The following is a 17,888-nucleotide window of genomic DNA, read 5'->3' as shown; positions in this document are numbered from 1 at the left end:
GCTGTGCCAGCTTTTAACCCGGTATTTTTCATGTATTTGGAGGGGTGGCAGGGATGGCGAAAGCTAAAAATGTGCATTTGTGCACCATGGATGTGCAAAACCGAGCAACTGCCCATCCCGCTAGCCGGAACTGGATCAGATGCTGGGCGGAAATAAGAGCGGGCATGTGAGAGGGGCAATAAAAAAACGGGCGCATTACTGCGCCCGTTTGACTAACTGCTACTTAAGCGTCAAGGCTTAGTAGTGGTAAGCACGTTCACCATGTTCAGTGGTGTCCAGACCTTCGCGCTCGGACTCTTCGCTAGCGCGCAGGCCGATGACGATGTCAACAATCTTGAACAGGATGTAGCTGATCACGCCAGTCCATACCACGGTGATGCCTACGGCGATGGCTTGGGTCGTCACTTGCTGGCCCATGGTCACGCCTTCAGCATAACCAACACCGCCAAAGTCTGCAGACATCAGAGCACCCGTTGCAATGGCACCCAGGATACCGGCAATACCGTGTACGCCGAATACATCCAGAGAGTCATCATAACCCAGCGCATTCTTCAGCTTGGTAACGGCCCAGAGGCTGATGAAGCTGGCCAGGAAGCCGAGGATGATGGAACCCATAGGGCCGATGAAGCCGCAAGCAGGGGTGATGGCAACCAGACCAGCAATCGCGCCAGAAGCGGCACCCAGCATGCTTGGTTTGCCCTTGAACAGCCATTCAGCAAATACCCAGCCAACAACAGCAGCGCCAGTAGCCAATTGAGTGTTGATCAGAACCAGACCAGCAACACCATCAACAGCCAGTTCGCTACCTACGTTGAAACCGAACCAACCCACCCACAGCAGGGAGGCGCCAATCAGCGTCATCACCAGATTGTGTGGAGGCATGGCTTCTTTGCCGTAACCAATGCGCTTGCCGATAACCAGTGCACCTACCAGCGCTGCAATACCAGCGTTGATGTGAACAACAGTACCTCCAGCAAAGTCCTTGGCGCCGTGGCCATTAAACAGTGGGCCAGCATCGCTCAGCAGACCACCGCCCCAAACCATGTGGGCGATTGGGATGTAAACGAAGGTCACCCACAGTGCCAGGAACAACAGCACAGCTGGGAACTTGGTACGCTCGGAGAAACCACCGATGATCAGGGCTGGCGTAATGGCAGCAAAGGTCAGCTGGAAGGTGATGAAGACATACTCAGGGATAACACCGCTGAGGCTGTCAGGCGTCACACCTGCCAGGAAGGCTTTGCTCAAGCCGCCGACAATCGCGTTTCCTTCAGAGAAGGCCATGCTGTAGCCATACACGGCCCACAGGACGGAAATGAGTGAGAACGCAACGAATACCTGCATGCCCACGGACAGCATGTTCTTGGTGCGAACCAGGCCGCCGTAAAACAGGGCCAGGCCAGGTACCGCCATCATCACGACCAGCACAGTGGCAGTGATCATCCAGGCAGTGCTGCCGGTATCCAGTTTTGGTTCTTCTTCTGCAGCAGCGGGTGCGGCTTCTGCAGGAGCTGCGGCTTCAGCGGCAGGTGCTGCTTCAGCTGGGGCAGCCGCAGGCGCTACCTCGGTGGTGGTGGCTGCCGGAGCTTCGTCTTCGGCAAAACCAATGGTGCTGGCGCCCAGTGTGCCCAGGCCCAACATACCAACTAATGTAATCAGAGATAAAAATCGTTTCATGGCTGTCCCCTATTAGAGCGCGTCAGGACCGGTTTCACCGGTGCGGATGCGATAAACCTGCTCAAGATCAAAAATGAAAATTTTGCCATCGCCGATTTTGCCGGTGGTGGCAGACTTCTCAATCACTTCAATCACCTGATCGAGCATGTCGTCTTTAATGGCGACTTCGAGTTTTACTTTTGGCAGAAAATCGACGACATATTCGGCACCACGATACAGCTCGGTGTGGCCCTTTTGACGTCCAAAACCCTTGACTTCAGTAACGGTGATCCCCTGTACGCCGATGGCGGAAAGAGCCTCCCGTACCTCGTCAAGCTTGAATGGCTTGATGATCGCGGATACGAATTTCATGCGTGTCTCCTGATGAGTGTTGAAAGTGATGAGGCGGGTTGCTCAGCCGCCTCATCCCAGTTTAACTAAACAATTTAACCTTGAGGGTTAAATGAATTTAGAAGGTTTTTTGAACGAAGAACGTGAATGCATCACGGCCCAGGTTACGGTTGTTGGTGCCAGCGTTTTTCCAGCCGTCATCACCAGCATCGGTACCAGTGTAGTAGCCACCAACGTTTACGCCGTTAGCCCAGGTCTTAACTGCACCCAGTTTCCAATCGGTGTAGGTGTATACCTTGTCATTGTCGATGCGAGTTGCACCAGCAGTGGATGTGCCATCAAAGTACTGATAACCAACGTGAGCGATCAGCGAGTAGCCAGTGTCAGCAAATGGGTACAGAACGTTAGCTTCAACATAGTTGGAACCACGGCCATCTTCAACACCGAAAGCACCCTTGGAAACAACATAAGAGTTCTTTACAGTGATCCAATTCCAGCCCAAAGCACCGTAGATTTCAGTGGTGTTAGGGTCGGTCAGGCCAGCAGCGCCCAAGCCGCTTTCCTTGGAACCTGGGTACAGATATTGCAGGGCACCGATGTCATAAGTAATACCAGTGTCGCCAATGGTATTCTTGTAACCACCGTAAACGTCAACTTCAAGGCTGGAATCTTGCTTGTAGCCGCCATCCTTTACCCAGCTAACGTTAGAACCCCAAGAGCCCAGGTAGAAGCCGCTGGAGTGAGAGTAGTCAACACCACCTTGCAGAGCTGGCTCGCGGCCGGTTTGTGTCAAACCACGGAAAATGTATTGGCTGTAAAGGCCAATGTTGTAAGAGAAAGTGTGTGGCGAAGTAGCTTCTTCGGCGGCAGCGTCGGCGGCCATAACTGCAGCAGGGGCTGCGAAGGTACCAAGGACGGCTACCAGTAAAAGCGATTTACGCATTGAATTTCCTTTCAGAGTAAAAAAACAACATAAAACGAGCAACAAACATAAAGCAACACTCGTGCCAAAAAGACAAAGCACGGAAAAACATTGAGTTACAATGCTAAAGTAATGAGCAGGGTGAAACAATGTGAGTATTTCCTTGTTTACAATAATTTGCGGCACCCCTATGGTGCGTTTACATATGTATACGCGCACTGAATAACAGCCGATATGGCGTAACGGATGGAGGTAAATGAACCATGAATACGACTTTTTTGAATGACTTGTCATTGAAAATAAAGGAAATTTCAAAATCATCCCCATTGGGTGATCTGGAAAAGAACTTGAATGCACTATTACAGGGCGCATTCACCAAGTTGGAGCTGGTTTCGCGCGAGGAATTTGACGTGCAGGCCGATTTGTTGCGGGTTGCAAGGCAACAGCTAGGGGAGGCGCAGCAGAAATTGGAAAAAATGGAACAAAAACTGACAGAACTTGAAGTTTTGTTGCAAAAAACCAACAGTTAGGCCCGGGTTATGGCACTTGCGGTCATCAAAAGTCGTGCATTGTGTGGCATGGATGCACCACCTGTGGAGGTGGAAGTGCACCTCGCCAATGGATTACCCAGCTTCACTATCGTCGGTTTACCCGAGGCTGAAGTGAAAGAGAGCAAGGATAGAGTGCGGGCTGCCTTGCAGACGGCGCAGTTCGAATTTCCTGCTCGCCGTATTACGGTCAACTTGGCGCCCGCCGATTTGCCCAAGGAAAGTGGCCGCTATGATTTGCCCATCGCTATTGGGATTCTGGCGGCCTCTGGCCAATTGCCGATAGAAGGCCTGGCGCAATATGAAATGGCTGGAGAGCTTGCCCTCACCGGAGAGCTGCGCCCAGTCAAGGGGGCGCTGGCCATGACCTACAAAGCCTGGCGCGATGGCCGGGCTTTTATTTTGCCTGAGGCCAGTGCGGCGGAGGCCGCGCTGGTGACGGATGCGCAAATACGGCCCGCAAGTAGTTTGCTCGCGGTATGTGCCCATCTGCTTGGTCAGTCTCCGCTGGCATTGCAGCAGCCGGAAATGCCATCATTCACCCAGGCCTATGCTGACTTTGCCGAGGTTAAAGGTCAGGCGCATGCCAAGCGCGCATTGGAAGTGGCCGCGGCAGGCGGTCATAGCATCCTGATGCAGGGGCCGCCTGGCACTGGCAAGTCCATGCTGGCAGCCAGATTGCCCGGTATTTTGCCTGCCATGACAGAAGAGGAAGCGCTGGAGTCTGCCGCCATTCAGTCCCTCAATGGCGCGTTCCGGGCCAGCGCGTGGCGACAGCGCCCTTATCGCGCGCCGCACCATACGGCGTCGGCGGTGGCGCTGGTGGGCGGGGGCAGTGTGCCGCGTCCAGGCGAAATATCCCTCGCACATCATGGGATTCTGTTTCTGGATGAAGTGCCTGAGTTTGATCGCAAGGTGCTTGAGGTACTGCGTGAGCCGCTGGAATCCGGCCGCATTACCATTTCCCGGGCGGCGCGGCAGGCGGATTTTCCGGCGCGCTTTCAGCTGGTGGCGGCGATGAATCCCTGCCCCTGTGGTTATCTCGGGCATTACAACAACAAATGCCGCTGCACGCCTGACCAGGTATCGCGCTATCGTCATCGCCTCTCAGGGCCTTTGATGGACCGTATCGACATGCATATAGAAGTGCCCGCTTTGCGTGATGAGGAGTTGCTGACGCGCGAAAGCAGTGAAAGCAGTGAAGTGATCCGCAGCCGGGTCGAGGCGGCGCGTGCGCTGCAAATGCAGCGTCAGGGTAAAGCCAACGCCTTGCTGGAAAGCCACGAGATAGATGCCTGGTGCGAGTTGGATGACAATGGTCAAGCCCTGGTTAAGCAGGCAATCCATCGGCTTAATCTGTCAGCACGGGCGTATCATCGGATATTGAAGCTGGCGCGCACCATTGCGGACCTGGCGGGCGCCAAAGATATCGCTACCTCGCATGTGGCCGAGGCCATTCAGTACCGCAAGCACGAAATATAGAGGCTTTTTACTCATGGAAAAATACCACTCCGCCTGGATTGAAGAAATGCGATCTGCCTGCATTTACAAGCAAATGTCAGCGCAGGAGCCCGTCGAGGCGCACCGTGATCTGTTCAGGAAGTTGGCGACCGAGGCGGAGTTTCAAGCCGGGATATGGCGCAAGCAAGGCACTGCCAAAGGCTTGGCGATACCCGAGATATATCAGCCGGATTTACGTACTCGCCTGGTTTTGTTGCTGTTACGGAAACTGGGGGTGAAGCGATTGAAGCCCTTGCTGGCCGCCATCAAGATACGTGGCCTATCCGTTTACCGGCAGCCGCGGCAGCAGAATGGACATCCGACACCTCTTTCCATTAATGACGTTGAGCTTAGTCATCGTAATGCGGGTACCAGCGGCGGCCTGCGTGCTGCCGTGTTTGGTGTCAATGATGGTCTGGTATCGATCGCATGCCTGGTGATGGGCGTCGCCGGAGCGGCGGCCAATGTGTCGACCATCCTCATGACTGGCGTAGCGGGTTTGCTGGCTGGGGCATTTTCCATGGCGGCGGGCGAGTATATTTCCATGCGATCGCAACGTGAAATGTTTGAGTATCAGATCGGGCTGGAGCGCGATGAGCTGGCGCAATACCCAGAACAGGAGGCACGTGAGCTGCAGCTGATTTACCAGGCCCGAGGCTTGAATGAAGCCGAAGCGCGGGCCTTGGCCGAGCGCATGGTGGCCGACCCGGAAAAAGGCCTGGATGCCCTGGCGCGGGAAGAGCTGGGTTTGAACCCTGATGAGCTGGGCTCTCCCTGGACGGCGGCCCTATCCTCCTTTCTGGCGTTTACCCTGGGCGGACTGGTGCCATTGCTGCCTTATTTGCTGGGCGGCGGCGCGCATGCACTAAAGGGAGCCATTGCGCTGACGGCGCTTGCCTTGTTTGGCATAGGCGCTGCCTTATCCCTGTTTACCGGACGAAATGCCTGGCAGGGTGGCCTGCGCATGCTGTTGATTGGTAGCGCTGCAGGAGCCATGACCTACTGGATAGGCAGCTTGTTGGGCACCACGGTGGTTTGAACCAGAGGTGATGTCTGGCAGTGACAGGCAATCATGTCTCAAAAATGCCTTGATCTGAACCCGATAGCGCAATTGTAGTCCTATGACCCTCGTTGCCTGCCATGAGCCAGAGAAAGCTGCTCATAAACAATCGCCTGTGCCTGAGAGCAGTGCCTGTTTTATAATGACGCCTTTGTCTTAATACCTGCTGACCGCAAGGTCTGCGCATGGCTGTCATGCCAGACTAGCCATCACTATATGAGCGCCCCATGAACCAGCCGTCTACGTTATCCACTGCCATTCCCATCTCTGCTACTGAGGTTCGCCTGCGCGAGCTGCTGGCAGCACGCATCCTGATTCTGGATGGCGCCATGGGGACCATGATTCAGCGCTACAAGCTGACAGAGGAAGATTATCGCGGTGGCCCGCAGGGCCGGTTTGCCGATTTCAAGCCAGGCTTGGCATTCTGCCCCAATGGCGATGGCTGTGGGTGTGGTCAGCCGCATGCAGCGCCTGCGGAAGGCGAGGCGCGCGAACTGTTCGTCAAAGGCAATAATGAGCTGCTGACGCTGACCCAGCCGCACATCATCCAGGAAATCCACGAGCAATATCTGGCCGCAGGTGCCGATATTATCGAGACCAACACCTTCGGGGCGACCACGGTTGCGCAGGAGGATTACCACATGGCGCATCTCGCGTTTGAGATGAACGTGGAAGCCGCCAAGCTGGCACGCGCCGCGTGCGACAAATACAGCACGCCGGACAAACCGCGCTTTGTGGCAGGTGCCCTGGGGCCTACGCCCAAAACCGCGTCCATTTCCCCCGACGTTAACGACCCGGCCGCCCGCAACATTACCTTTGATCAGCTGGTGAAGGCTTACCTGGAGCAGACCATTGCGCTGGTGGAGGGCGGTGCCGACATCCTGCTGGTCGAAACCATCTTTGATACGCTGAACTGCAAGGCCGCGCTGTTTGCGATTGATGCCTACTTTGAGCAAAGCGGCAAGCGCCTGCCCATCATGATTTCCGGCACGGTAACAGATGCCTCCGGACGCATACTCTCAGGTCAGACGGTGCCTGCTTTCTGGCATTCCGTGCGCCACGCCCGGCCACTGACCATCGGTCTTAACTGTGCCTTGGGCGCCGCGCTGATGCGGCCTTATGCCGAAGAGTTGTCCAAGATCGCCGATACCTTTGTCTGCATTTACCCCAATGCCGGTTTACCTAATCCCATGTCGGACACCGGTTTTGACGAGGAGCCGCAAGATACTTCCAGCCTGCTCAAGGAGTTTGCCGAGAGCGGTTTTGTGAATGTGGCAGGCGGCTGCTGCGGCACCACGCCTGCGCATATCCAGGCCATTGCCGAGACGGTGAAAAATATCGCTCCACGCCAAGTGCCGGCACCTCGTCATGCCACGCTGCTGGCCGGTCTTGAGCCTTTTATCATTGATGACAGCTCCCTGTTTGTGAATGTAGGCGAGCGTACCAATGTCACCGGTTCCAAGGCCTTTGCCCGCATGATCCTCAACGAACAATATGAGGATGCCCTGCAGGTGGCACGTCAGCAGGTAGAAAACGGCGCGCAAGTCATCGATATCAACATGGATGAAGGCATGCTGGACGCGGTGAAGGCGATGACGCACTTCCTGAATCTGGTTGCCTCCGAGCCTGACATTGCCCGTGTGCCCATCATGATCGACTCCTCCAAGTGGGAAGTCATCGAGGCAGGCTTGAAGTGCGTGCAAGGCAAGTCCATCGTCAACTCCATCTCCATGAAGGAGGGCGAAGCCGAGTTTCTGCGGCAGGCGCGCCTGTGCCGCCGCTATGGCGCCGCGGTCATCGTCATGGCTTTTGATGAAAAAGGCCAGGCGGATACCTATGAGCGCAAGATCGAGATCTGCAAACGTGCTTATGATTTGCTGGTCAATGAGGCGGCTTTCCCGCCCGAAGACATTATCTTCGACCCCAATATCTTTGCTGTTGCCACCGGTATTGAGGAGCACAACAACTACGCGGTGGATTTCATCAACGCCACGCGCTGGATCAAGGAAAACCTGCCTTACGCCAAGATTTCCGGGGGCGTTTCCAATGTGAGCTTCAGCTTCCGCGGCAATGACCCGGCCCGCGAAGCCATCCATACCGTGTTCCTGTATCACGCCATCAAGGCGGGCATGACCATGGGTATCGTCAATGCCGGCATGGTCGGTGTGTACGATGATTTGCCTGCCGAGCTGCGCGAGCGTGTGGAAGATGTGGTGTTGAATCGCCGTGAAGATGCGACGGAGCGCATGATCGAATTTGCGGCCACCTTGACCGCTGGCGGCAAGAAAGAAGCGCCCACGCTGGAGTGGCGCGGCACACCTGAACAGCCGGTATCGGTGGGCAAGCGGCTGGAACATGCCATGGTGCATGGCATTACCGAATTTATTGTGGAAGACACCGAAGAAGCGCGCCAGCAAGTGATGGCCGCCGGGGGGCGCCCGATCAATGTGATCGAAGGCCCGCTGATGGACGGTATGAATGTGGTGGGTGACCTGTTTGGTCAGGGCAAGATGTTCCTGCCGCAGGTAGTGAAATCTGCGCGCGTGATGAAGCAGGCGGTGGCCCACCTGATTCCCTTTATTGAGGAAGAAAAAGCCGCTGAAGAAAAGCGCACTGGGGTGGCGGCCAAGCCCAAGGGCAAGGTGGTGATCGCGACGGTAAAAGGCGATGTGCACGATATTGGCAAAAACATTGTGTCGGTGGTGTTGCAGTGCAACAACTTCGAAGTGGTGAACATGGGCGTGATGGTGCCATGCTCGGAAATCCTGGCGACGGCCAAGGTCGAGAATGCCGACATCATCGGTTTATCTGGCCTCATCACGCCGTCGCTGGAAGAAATGGCCTATGTCGCCAAGGAAATGCAGCGCGACCCGCACTTCCGCATGCTGAAGATACCGTTGTTGATAGGTGGTGCGACGACATCCCGTGCGCACACTGCGGTCAAGATCGCGCCAAATTACGAAGGGCCAGTGATCTATGTGCCGGATGCCTCGCGCTCGGTATCCGTGATGCAGTCGCTGCTGACGCCCGAACAGCGGGAGAGTTATATCAGCGAAGTTGCGGCAGATTACGACCGCGCGCGTACCCAGCATGCCAATAAAAAAGGCCCGACCATGCTGACCTTGGCGCAGGCCCGTGCCAACAAGGTTAAAGCCGCATTTGATGGCACACATGTCCCAGTGAAACCCAAGTTTATTGGTCGACGCGTGTTCAAGAATATTGATCTGGCGACCATTGCTGAATACATCGACTGGGGCCCATTTTTCCAGACATGGGATCTGGCTGGCTTTTATCCGGCCATTCTGACCGATAGCGTGGTTGGTGAAGCGGCCACCAAGCTGCTGGCAGAAGGCCAGGCCATGCTGAAAAAAATTATCGAAGGGCGCTGGCTGACCGCCAACGGCGTTGTTGCCTTATTGCCTGCCAATACGGTCAACGATGACGATATTGAAATCTACACCGACGATACTCGCAGCCAGGTCGCCTTTACCTGGTATGGCATGCGCCAGCAGACGGCCAAGCCGGTGATTGATGGCGTGGCACGCCCCAATCAGTGTCTGGCCGATTACATTGCGCCCAAGGCATCTGGCGTGGCCGATTACATCGGCATGTTTGCTGTCACGGGTGGGTTGGGGATCGACAAATACCTCGAACGCTTCGAGAACGACCATGACGATTACAGCAGCATCATGCTGAAATCGCTGGCCGATAGACTGGCGGAAGCGTTTGCCGAGTACCTGCACGCCCGGGTACGGACTGATCTCTGGGGATATGCCGCTGATGAGCAACTGGATAATGATGCGCTGATCAAGGAGCAGTATCGTGGTATTCGCCCGGCGCCCGGTTACCCGGCCTGTCCGGACCATACCGTCAAACCTGATATGTTCCAGGTCATGCAGTGCGAGGAAATCGGCATGACACTGACCGAGTCGCTGGCCATGATGCCTGCCGCAGCTGTCTCCGGTTTTTATCTGGCCCATGCTGATGCCAAGTACTTCAGCGTGGACAAGATAGGGCAGGATCAGCTCAAGGACATGGCGACAAGACGCGGGCTTTCGGAGGAGTATCTGGAGCGCTGGCTCGCGCCCAATCTGTAATCTTTAGCCTGCCCTGTTGCAAGGCAGCGCAATAAAAAAGCCGGCTGATTGCCGGCTTTTTTGTGGGGCGTGCGATGCCACTCTCGTGACATCGCCTTTGCTCAGGCTGCCTGCTTGTTAAGCTCGGCGGCCCATTGCATGGCTTGCAGCTGGATAGCGGTAAAGTCACCGACGCTGATGCCCAATGCATGAAGGTCGGCACGTACGGCTTCAAAGTCGGTGCGTTCTATTTCCTGCGCCAGTTGCAATAACTGTCCGAGCGGGCCTTCGTGCGCCAGGATCGCCTGTTTCAGGTGCTCCATCAGGCCGATTTCATTCAGGATTTTCTCGATAGGCACCTGCAGTACGGCATCGACCAGCGACAGCATGCCGACCATGAACGCCTGATCACTGAAACGAGGTTCTGGCGATTGCAGCTTGAGCGCGATGAGTTCCATCAGGCGCGCGCGGCTGGCGACTTGCTGCATCAGGTTGCTGGCATTACCTGCTTCGGGCGATACATACAGCAGGAGCTGCACCCAGCGCAGGAGTTGCCGCTGGCCCAGCACGGCAATGGCCTGGCGTATGGAGCCGATTTCCTGCTGGCGTCCCCCACTGATACCCACCGAATTCACCAGGCGCAGCAGGCTGACCGAGAGATCAGGGCTTTGCTTGAAGGGCTCTTCCAGTTCTTGCAGATTGGCATCACTGATCAGCATGCCCATGATGCGCATCAGCGTCATCTGGTTAGGCTGGGGTTTTTTGCCTTGCAGGATAACGGGCTGCGCGAAAAAATAGCCTTGGAACAACTCGAACCCCAGTTTCTTGAAGGCTTCAAATTCCTCTTCGTTCTGGACTTTTTCGGCAAGGAGTTGAATGTGGTCATGCTTGCGCAACACGGTCAGCGAGGGCGCCATGTGCTTGAGAGGGGTGAGTGTCAGATCGACCTTGACGATATCGACCAGAGGCAGAATGTGGTCATATTCCGGGCGGTAAAGGAAGTCATCCAGCGCAATGCGGAAGCCCATTTCTTTCAAGGCCGCACAGCGCTCGACGATTTGTGTATTGATGGGAACATCTTCCAGAATTTCCAGAATGACACGTTCTGGCGGTAACAATTCCAGCGTCTCGCTCATCAGCAGGCTGGCGGAGACATTCAGAAAGGCATCTTCACTGCCAAGTACCAGCTCAAGGCCGAATTCACTCAGCATATTGACGATGACGGTGGAGGTGGCAAGCACATCATCCACCACGTCAGCCGAGAGGCTGGCTTCCGACCGGAACAGCAACTCATAGGCTATGATTTTTCGATTCGCAGTCAATATGGGCTGGCGTCCTAGAAAGACATCGGCCCCTCCTGAGCCTAATGGCTCGATTACTGCGCTACTCATCAACGGTGCTCCCCATATTCAAGTGATACTGACTGCCTTTTAGTCCTGCTATCGCTTATCATTATGCATAAAATGGTACAGGACACTATTTTTTAAATACTTTAAAAGCTAACGGGATCATTAAGCAATAGTTTTTACAACTAAGAAACATTCCTTATCCCGTCATCACTCGTTAAGAACACATCATGCATATTCACATCCTCGGCATTTGCGGTACGTTCATGGGCGGCATTGCAGTGCTTGCCAAAGCCGCAGGCCATCGCGTGACAGGTTGCGATGCCAATGTCTACCCGCCGATGAGCACGCAACTGGAGGCGCAGGGCATAGACCTGACCGAAGGTTTTTCCCCGGAGCAAACCGCGCTCAATCCCGATATTTACGTCATTGGCAATGTGGTCTCGCGTGGCAACCCATTGATGGAGGAAATCCTCAATCGTGGCTTGCCCTATGTCTCGGGCCCGCAGTGGCTGGCCGAGAATGTATTGCACGATAAATGGGTGCTCGCAGTGGCGGGCACGCATGGCAAAACCACCACCAGTTCCATGCTGGCCTGGATCCTGGAATACGCCGGGCTGGCGCCTGGCTTTCTGATTGGCGGCGTGCCGCAGAATTTTCATATCTCTGCCCGCTTGCCCGGCGCTCCGCGTCAGGAGCCACAGGGCCGCTCACCCTTTTTCGTGATTGAAGCTGATGAATACGACACGGCGTTTTTCGACAAGCGCTCCAAGTTTGTCCACTATCGCCCACGCACGGCCGTGCTCAATAATCTCGAGTTTGACCATGCTGATATTTTTGCCGATCTGGCCGCCATTGAAACCCAGTTTCACCATCTGGTACGCACCGTGCCACAGCAGGGTCTGGTAGTCGCCAATGGACGTGAGGAGAGCCTGCAGCGTGTGATCGCACGTGGCTGCTGGACCCCGGTGGAAACCTTCGGCGATGCTCATGGCTGGCATGCTGGCGCCGCCGATGCCGAGGGCAGTTTTGATGTCATACACGGCGAGCAGGTATTGGGCCGCGTGCAATGGAGCTTGCTGGGCGAGCATAACCGCATGAATGCATTGGCCGCGCTGGCGGCTGCGCGCCATGTGGGTGTGCCAGTTGAGGGCGGCATTGCGGCGCTTGCCGAATTCCAGAATGTGAAACGTCGCATGGAAGTACGCGGCGAGGTGAAAGGCATTACGGTCTACGATGACTTCGCGCATCACCCGACTGCCATTACCACCACGCTGGAAGGTTTGCGCGCCAAAGTCGGCTCGTCGCGTATCCTGGCGGTGCTGGAACCTCGCTCCAACACCATGAAGCTAGGGGTGATGAAAGCCGCCTTGCCCGCCAGCCTTACTGCAGCGGATCGCGTTTATTGCTATGGCGCCAATCTGGGCTGGGATGCCGCCGAAGCCCTGCAGGGCATGGGGGATATTGCAGTGGTGGAAACCGACATGACGAAGCTGGTAGAAGCCATTGCCCATGAAGCGCGCAGCGGTGACCATATTTTGATCATGAGCAATGGTGGCTTTGGCGGTATCCATCAGAAACTGCTGGAAAGGCTGGCGGCTTGAACCTGCGCATGTTGAGCCGCCTTGATGCGCTGGGCGTCACCTTGCTGGTGTCGGCCGTGTTGCATATTGCGCTCATTGCCAGCCTGGATTTCAAGGCGCCTGACTTGCAGGTGCTGAAGGACAAGATGTCGTCCATGGACGTCGTGCTGGTGAATACCAGAACGGAAAGCAAGCCGGAAAAAGCCGATGCGCTGGCGCAAGCCAACCTGAATCGCGGCGGTAATACCGATGCTGACCGGCGCATGAAGTCGGCCTTGCCGCCGCCTGACCAGCCTCCCAAGGAAACCACGCCCAAGCCTGAAGCGCAATCGCGGCAAAGTGCGATGCAGGCATCTGCGGCCACCTCGGAAGCCGAGCGCAGGCAGCAAAAGGTCGCCGAGCTGGAAAAGCAGGTGCAGGAGCTGATGCATCAGATGCAATCGACCAACAAGGTGGATACCCGCCCCATGCAGGAAGCCGCCGCTGTGAAGCCGGAAACCGGTGAGCAGGCGGCCAGCAGCAAATCGCTCAAAGCCGCTGACCTCTTGGCAAGCAGCCTGGATATGGCGCGACTGGAAGCGCAAATTGCCAAGCAGCAGGATGAGTATCAGAAGCGGCCCAAGCGCAAGTTTATCGGTGCCCGCGCCCAGGAGTATCGTTTTGCCGCTTACGTGGATAACTGGCGGCAGAAGGTCGAGAAGGTCGGCAGCCTCAATTATCCCGAAGCCGCCAAGGATAAAAAACTGTATGGCAAGCTGACCATGACCGTCTCCATCCGCGCCGATGGTAGCCTGGACAAGATCGAAATCAATCAGAGTTCCGGCTATAAAGAACTGGATGACGGTGCGCGGCGCATTGTGGAACTGGCGGCACCCTTTGCCCCGTTTCCGGAAAACGTGCGCGCCGATACGGATATCCTGAGTGTGACCCGCACCTGGAACTTTACCCGCCAGGACAGTCTGACCACGGAGTAGCCGTCTTCATTGCGCGGCCATGCCTTTCATAACCTAGCCTCATGAAAATGAACGCCATGACACCTTATTTTCAGCATCACGTGTTTTTCTGCCTCAACAAGCGCGAGGACGGCTCCGATTGCTGCGCCAATCACGGCGCGGAGGCAGCCTTTGATTACATGAAATCGCGCATCAAGAAGCTCAAGCTGAGTGGCAAGGGTAATGTGCGTATCAATCGTGCTGGCTGTCTGGATCGCTGCAGCGAAGGCCCGCTGATGGTGATTTACCCGGAAGCCGTCTGGTACGGTTTTGTGGACAACGAAGACATTGATGAAATCATCGAGTCGCATCTCATCAACGGCAAGCCGGTTGAGCGACTAATACTGCAGGGCTAGAGCATTTCAGGCTCAGCTGCTAGCCAAGCCTCTGCTGGATTTCCTGTTTCAGCGCGCTGGCTGTCGCGGCATCCAGCGGATGCGCCATGGTCTCGCGGCGTGCGGGAGCCCATATCGCGGCCGGGAAGTGCCGGTCACGTTTATAACGCGGAATAACATGCCAGTGCACATGCGGCGTCATGTTGCCCAGACTCGCGAGGTTGATCTTGTCTGGCCGCATGATCTTGCGCACGGCCTGTTCCACCATGAAGACGACTTGCATCAGGCGTAGCTGATCCTCGCTGGCAAGATCCGTCATTTCTTTGACATGGCGGTTAAGTATCACCCGGCAGAAGCCCGGATAATCCTGATCTTCCACCCGTACCACCCGGCAGAATTCATCCTGCCATTGCAACTCGCCCCCCGGCACTGCACATAATTCACAACTTGCCATTGTTATCCCTGTTGCTCCTGGCGCCTGATGCGCCTGATATGCCAGCTGGCATTATAGCGCCCGCCTGCAGACGCAGCGCATGTCGGGCGAGATGGGCGCTAAGACTGTCGTCTAACCTTCGCCTTTCATCACCAGCTCGGCATACTCATCGAAACTGATCGTGCCGCCCAGCGATTCCGCCACATCCTTATCGCGTGCTGGCAAGGCATCCTGCAGACCGTCAATCCGCTTCCATTGTGGCAATGGTGTCGGGCAATTCGGCTGCGGTACATAGCGCGATGTGGCAACGCGCTGATGGGGATGAATGTAGCGCGGACAGTTGATGAATATTTCCTCTATTGTCACCCGCACCACCAGCTCCGCCTCTTTGTATTCCTGCAGCAAGGGGTCATTGAGCACAATCTGCGCCGTACCATGCACGCGTACCCGGTGCGGATGCTCAAAATCAATAAACAACATGCCGATTTTCGGGTTGAGGGTCATGTTGCCCATGGACAGGTACATGCCATTGCCATCCAGGCTGGGGAAAGCCAGGGTCTTGCTGTCCAGTACCTTCACAAAGCCAGTGCTGCCGCCTTTGTAAGAACAGGTGGGGAAGCCGCGGTGATCCACGGTGGAAAGAAAAAACATGTCGCGGCTTTCGATAAAACCACGATGCTCATCGCTAATCTCGGGAACGACGATAAACTCGCTTACCCGGTCTGCCATGCTGACGGTATCAAACTGCTGCTGCAACACGCGGTGTTGCGCGCCATAAAGATCACTCATGTTCACCCTCCAAAAAACTAACGGTTAAGCGACTGGACAGGCATTCTAACCTCATTTTCCACGCCGTGAGCAGCCTGCAAATGCAGGGCTTGCTGCCTTTGCAGGTGCGAGCAGGGAACGCAAGCGCCGGGCGGGACTCACAGCTAAGGCGAGACGCCATCGCTTATATTCTTGAGATCAGAGTCCCGGGCGTGCGAGTAAAACGCCCCTTGTCAGTAGTATGATGTTTTATTCAGCTTGCATCGTAGGCTCAGCAATCATTATGCATTTTATGGAGATTTGACATGACAGCCGAAAATTCATTGCCCGCTGTATCTATACGCATCTTTTTCACTAGCGACACGCTGGATGAAGAAGGCATTCCCTCCATTTACCGCAGTTACCAGATCAGCGGTCGTGCAGCCCTGCCCAATGAAGCCCCCAGTGGCTATGGTGTGGCCAAAGTCGCCCCCCTGTCGGACGATGCCCCGGCGCTGGTGCCCGATGAAGTGCAGGCTCCCGGTGGCGCAGAGGGTGCCATTGCAGCCGCCATTGAGCAACTCAAAATGCTGAACCCTGGTCTGGAGTGCAAGGGGGCTTGATCCTTGCCCCTCTCGCCAGACATTTTTAACGCCGGAAGCTGTAATTTCTGTTCTAAGCTGAGAGGGTTTGGTGGGATAATTTCGCTAGCTGTTGTGTCAGCAGTGAGTCGCTGGCGCTACGGTTTTTGCAGATGTAATGGCCGTATATCGAACTGGATGACGGTTCTGCCCCTTGCGCATGTGAGGGGCTTTGCTTTATCGACAGGGCGTAAGCCCGCTTAATAACCATCGTCTATCGCACATCATGGTGTGTGCCTGCACTACGAAAGATGCAAGGAGCATTGATGCAAACAGTCAGCCTGACCCTTCCGATTGATACACAGGATGGGCCCTATCTGGAAGAGTCACAAGCCATCGCCTGCGGGGAAACACTGGCCAGCCAGTACCAGTCAGGTGAGCCATTTCCGCATATCGTCATTGATAATTTTTTACCGGAAGCGCTGGCTCAGTCCATCCTCGACCAGTTCCCGCGCGAACAGACTAGCAATGAAAAAGTCTACGAGCGTGGCTATCGCGGCCTGCATAAACGTCAGATCAGTCCTCAGGCCTGTAACCGAGAGTTGCGTGAGGTGTTTGCCTTTGTAAACTCGGCGCCCGTATTGATGTTTCTGCAAAAAATGACGGGCATAGACGGCCTGATCCCCGACCCCTATTTCAACGGGGGCGGATTTCACGAGACCAGTCGCGGCGGCCTGCTCGGTGTGCATTCGGATTTCCGCATCAACAAATCCATGCACCTGGAGCGCAGGCTCAACATGATTATTTACCTCAATAAGGATTGGCAGCCGGAGTACGGTGGCGATCTGGAATTGTGGGACACGAAAATGACCAAGTGCCTGAAAAAAGTGGCGCCCATTTTCAATCGCTGTGTGGTGTTCAATACCGATGAAGATAGCAATCACGGGCACCCTGAGCCGCTCAACACCCCGGATGGTGTTACCCGCAAATCCATGGCGCTTTACTACTACACGGCGTCCAAGCGTATTTACGAAGATATTGAAGTGCACAAGACCCACTACAAGCCGCGCCCGCGCGACAGATTCAGCCTGCGCTATTTATGGGAGCGTGTGCGACCCAATCGTGGTTAATCTGCGGTGTTAACAAGATGACAACGGGGCTCACAGTAGCCCCGTTTTTCGTTTATGGCGCGGGGATTGCAGCAAATCTCAGGCTGAAAACCCGGTCCGTCATGAAATTATCCGACATGCCGATCAGGCAAGGGCTTATATCGCGCGCCTGCCATGCACGTCATCATCAACAACACAGTCGCCGTATCGGGAAGGAACATGAATATTCAAACCAAGCCAGATTACGCAGGAAGCGCGCCGTGAGCAGCTGGCTTGCCTTGCTGCTGGCCCCCACCCTTGCCCTCATCAGCCTGAGCTTGCTATATGTCTTGGCGATGCCTGCCTGTGACGGGCCTCCCTTGCATGTGCCAGAGCTGCTGTTGCAGAGCTTGCCACTCCTGGCATTTATAGTGAATTTTTTCATCGCCATGCATGCCTGGCGTCTTTGGCGGCGCATGACCGCTGCTGCCAGAAAGCTGGAGAAAACCGGCGCTCATGCATCCGCTCCACAGCCGACTCCCGTTAATTTTGTGGCTTACCTCGGCGTCTGGAGCGGCTTACTGTTCGCCTTGCTGGTACTGGTGCTCTGGATAGTAGCCTGGATGTTTTCGCCTTGCTGGTGAGATGGTTAGGGAGAAAGGCCTGTCCT

The 17,888-nt window shown here is 55.6% G+C and carries 16 protein-coding genes; 10 read left to right on the top strand and 6 right to left on the bottom strand.

Features of this window, described 5'->3' with window-relative positions; all coding sequences use genetic code 11:
• Positions 1–237: 237 nt before the first annotated feature.
• The 3 genes from LG203_RS12865 to LG203_RS12855 form a co-directional block, all read right to left on the bottom strand.
• Positions 238–1,677 carry an ammonium transporter gene (locus LG203_RS12865; RefSeq protein WP_230346125.1) on the bottom strand — a complete coding sequence of 480 codons (1,440 nt, stop codon included), beginning with the start codon at positions 1,675–1,677 and terminating at the stop codon, positions 238–240.
• A gap of 12 nt (positions 1,678–1,689) precedes the next feature.
• Positions 1,690–2,028 carry a P-II family nitrogen regulator gene (gene glnK / locus LG203_RS12860; RefSeq protein WP_013443291.1) on the bottom strand — a complete coding sequence of 113 codons (339 nt, stop codon included), beginning with the start codon at positions 2,026–2,028 and terminating at the stop codon, positions 1,690–1,692.
• 97 nt (positions 2,029–2,125) lie between these two features.
• On the bottom strand, positions 2,126–2,950 hold the full coding sequence (locus tag LG203_RS12855; RefSeq protein WP_230346124.1) for a TorF family putative porin: 825 nt from the start codon (positions 2,948–2,950) through the stop codon (positions 2,126–2,128).
• A gap of 242 nt (positions 2,951–3,192) precedes the next feature.
• Between LG203_RS12855 and LG203_RS12850 the strand changes: the two genes are divergently transcribed.
• The 4 genes from LG203_RS12850 to metH all read left to right on the top strand — a co-directional run bounded on the left by LG203_RS12850 (position 3,193) and on the right by metH (position 10,134).
• Complete coding sequence (locus tag LG203_RS12850; protein ID WP_230346123.1) at positions 3,193–3,459, top strand: accessory factor UbiK family protein; 267 nt, start codon at positions 3,193–3,195, stop codon at positions 3,457–3,459.
• A gap of 9 nt (positions 3,460–3,468) precedes the next feature.
• Entirely contained in the window at positions 3,469–4,959 is a 1,491-nt protein-coding gene (locus tag LG203_RS12845; RefSeq protein WP_230346122.1) for a YifB family Mg chelatase-like AAA ATPase, read from the top strand.
• A gap of 13 nt (positions 4,960–4,972) precedes the next feature.
• Complete coding sequence (locus LG203_RS12840) at positions 4,973–6,016, top strand: VIT1/CCC1 transporter family protein (RefSeq protein ID WP_230346121.1); 1,044 nt, start codon at positions 4,973–4,975, stop codon at positions 6,014–6,016.
• Between the two features lie 248 nt (positions 6,017–6,264).
• Positions 6,265–10,134, top strand: coding sequence for a methionine synthase (gene metH, locus LG203_RS12835; protein ID WP_230346120.1), 3,870 nt, complete (start codon positions 6,265–6,267; stop codon positions 10,132–10,134).
• Positions 10,135–10,235: 101 nt separating this feature from the next.
• Here metH and LG203_RS12830 read toward each other — a convergent pair whose 3' ends face one another.
• Positions 10,236–11,504 (bottom strand): EAL and HDOD domain-containing protein, encoded by a 1,269-nt coding sequence (locus tag LG203_RS12830; protein ID WP_230346119.1) that lies wholly within the window; start codon positions 11,502–11,504, stop codon positions 10,236–10,238.
• A gap of 185 nt (positions 11,505–11,689) precedes the next feature.
• Between LG203_RS12830 and mpl the strand changes: the two genes are divergently transcribed.
• Genes mpl through LG203_RS12815 form a run of 3 tightly spaced genes read left to right on the top strand, consistent with a single transcriptional unit; the run spans position 11,690 to position 14,390 of the window.
• Positions 11,690–13,063, top strand: a complete 1,374-nt coding sequence (mpl, locus tag LG203_RS12825; RefSeq protein WP_230346118.1) for a UDP-N-acetylmuramate:L-alanyl-gamma-D-glutamyl-meso-diaminopimelate ligase — start codon at positions 11,690–11,692, stop codon at positions 13,061–13,063.
• A gap of 8 nt (positions 13,064–13,071) precedes the next feature.
• Positions 13,072–14,016: an energy transducer TonB gene (locus LG203_RS12820; protein ID WP_230346117.1), complete on the top strand. Its 945-nt coding sequence runs from the start codon at positions 13,072–13,074 to the stop codon at positions 14,014–14,016.
• A gap of 56 nt (positions 14,017–14,072) precedes the next feature.
• Positions 14,073–14,390: a (2Fe-2S) ferredoxin domain-containing protein gene (locus tag LG203_RS12815; RefSeq protein WP_013443281.1), complete on the top strand. Its 318-nt coding sequence runs from the start codon at positions 14,073–14,075 to the stop codon at positions 14,388–14,390.
• Between the two features lie 19 nt (positions 14,391–14,409).
• On the opposite strand, the gene LG203_RS12810 is transcribed toward LG203_RS12815, so the two are convergent.
• Together LG203_RS12810 and LG203_RS12805 are read right to left on the bottom strand one after the other, a co-directional pair.
• On the bottom strand, positions 14,410–14,823 hold the full coding sequence (locus LG203_RS12810) for an HIT family protein (RefSeq protein WP_230346116.1): 414 nt from the start codon (positions 14,821–14,823) through the stop codon (positions 14,410–14,412).
• 111 nt (positions 14,824–14,934) lie between these two features.
• Entirely contained in the window at positions 14,935–15,591 is a 657-nt protein-coding gene (locus tag LG203_RS12805) for a pyridoxamine 5'-phosphate oxidase family protein (RefSeq protein WP_230346115.1), read from the bottom strand.
• Between the two features lie 284 nt (positions 15,592–15,875).
• Between LG203_RS12805 and LG203_RS12800 the strand changes: the two genes are divergently transcribed.
• From LG203_RS12800 to LG203_RS12790, 3 genes are all read left to right on the top strand, one after another.
• Positions 15,876–16,172: a hypothetical protein gene (locus LG203_RS12800; RefSeq protein WP_230346114.1), complete on the top strand. Its 297-nt coding sequence runs from the start codon at positions 15,876–15,878 to the stop codon at positions 16,170–16,172.
• Between the two features lie 284 nt (positions 16,173–16,456).
• A complete protein-coding gene (locus LG203_RS12795; protein ID WP_230346113.1) occupies positions 16,457–17,260 on the top strand; it encodes a 2OG-Fe(II) oxygenase in 804 nt (267 codons plus the stop codon).
• Between the two features lie 239 nt (positions 17,261–17,499).
• Positions 17,500–17,862 carry a hypothetical protein gene (locus tag LG203_RS12790; protein WP_230346112.1) on the top strand — a complete coding sequence of 121 codons (363 nt, stop codon included), beginning with the start codon at positions 17,500–17,502 and terminating at the stop codon, positions 17,860–17,862.
• Positions 17,863–17,888: the final 26 nt, after the last annotated feature.

This window comes from Methylovorus mays, assembly GCF_020531915.1.
GTDB classification, from domain to species: Bacteria; Pseudomonadota; Gammaproteobacteria; order Burkholderiales; family Methylophilaceae; genus Methylovorus; species Methylovorus mays.
This window is presented reverse-complemented; position numbering and strand designations above follow the sequence as displayed.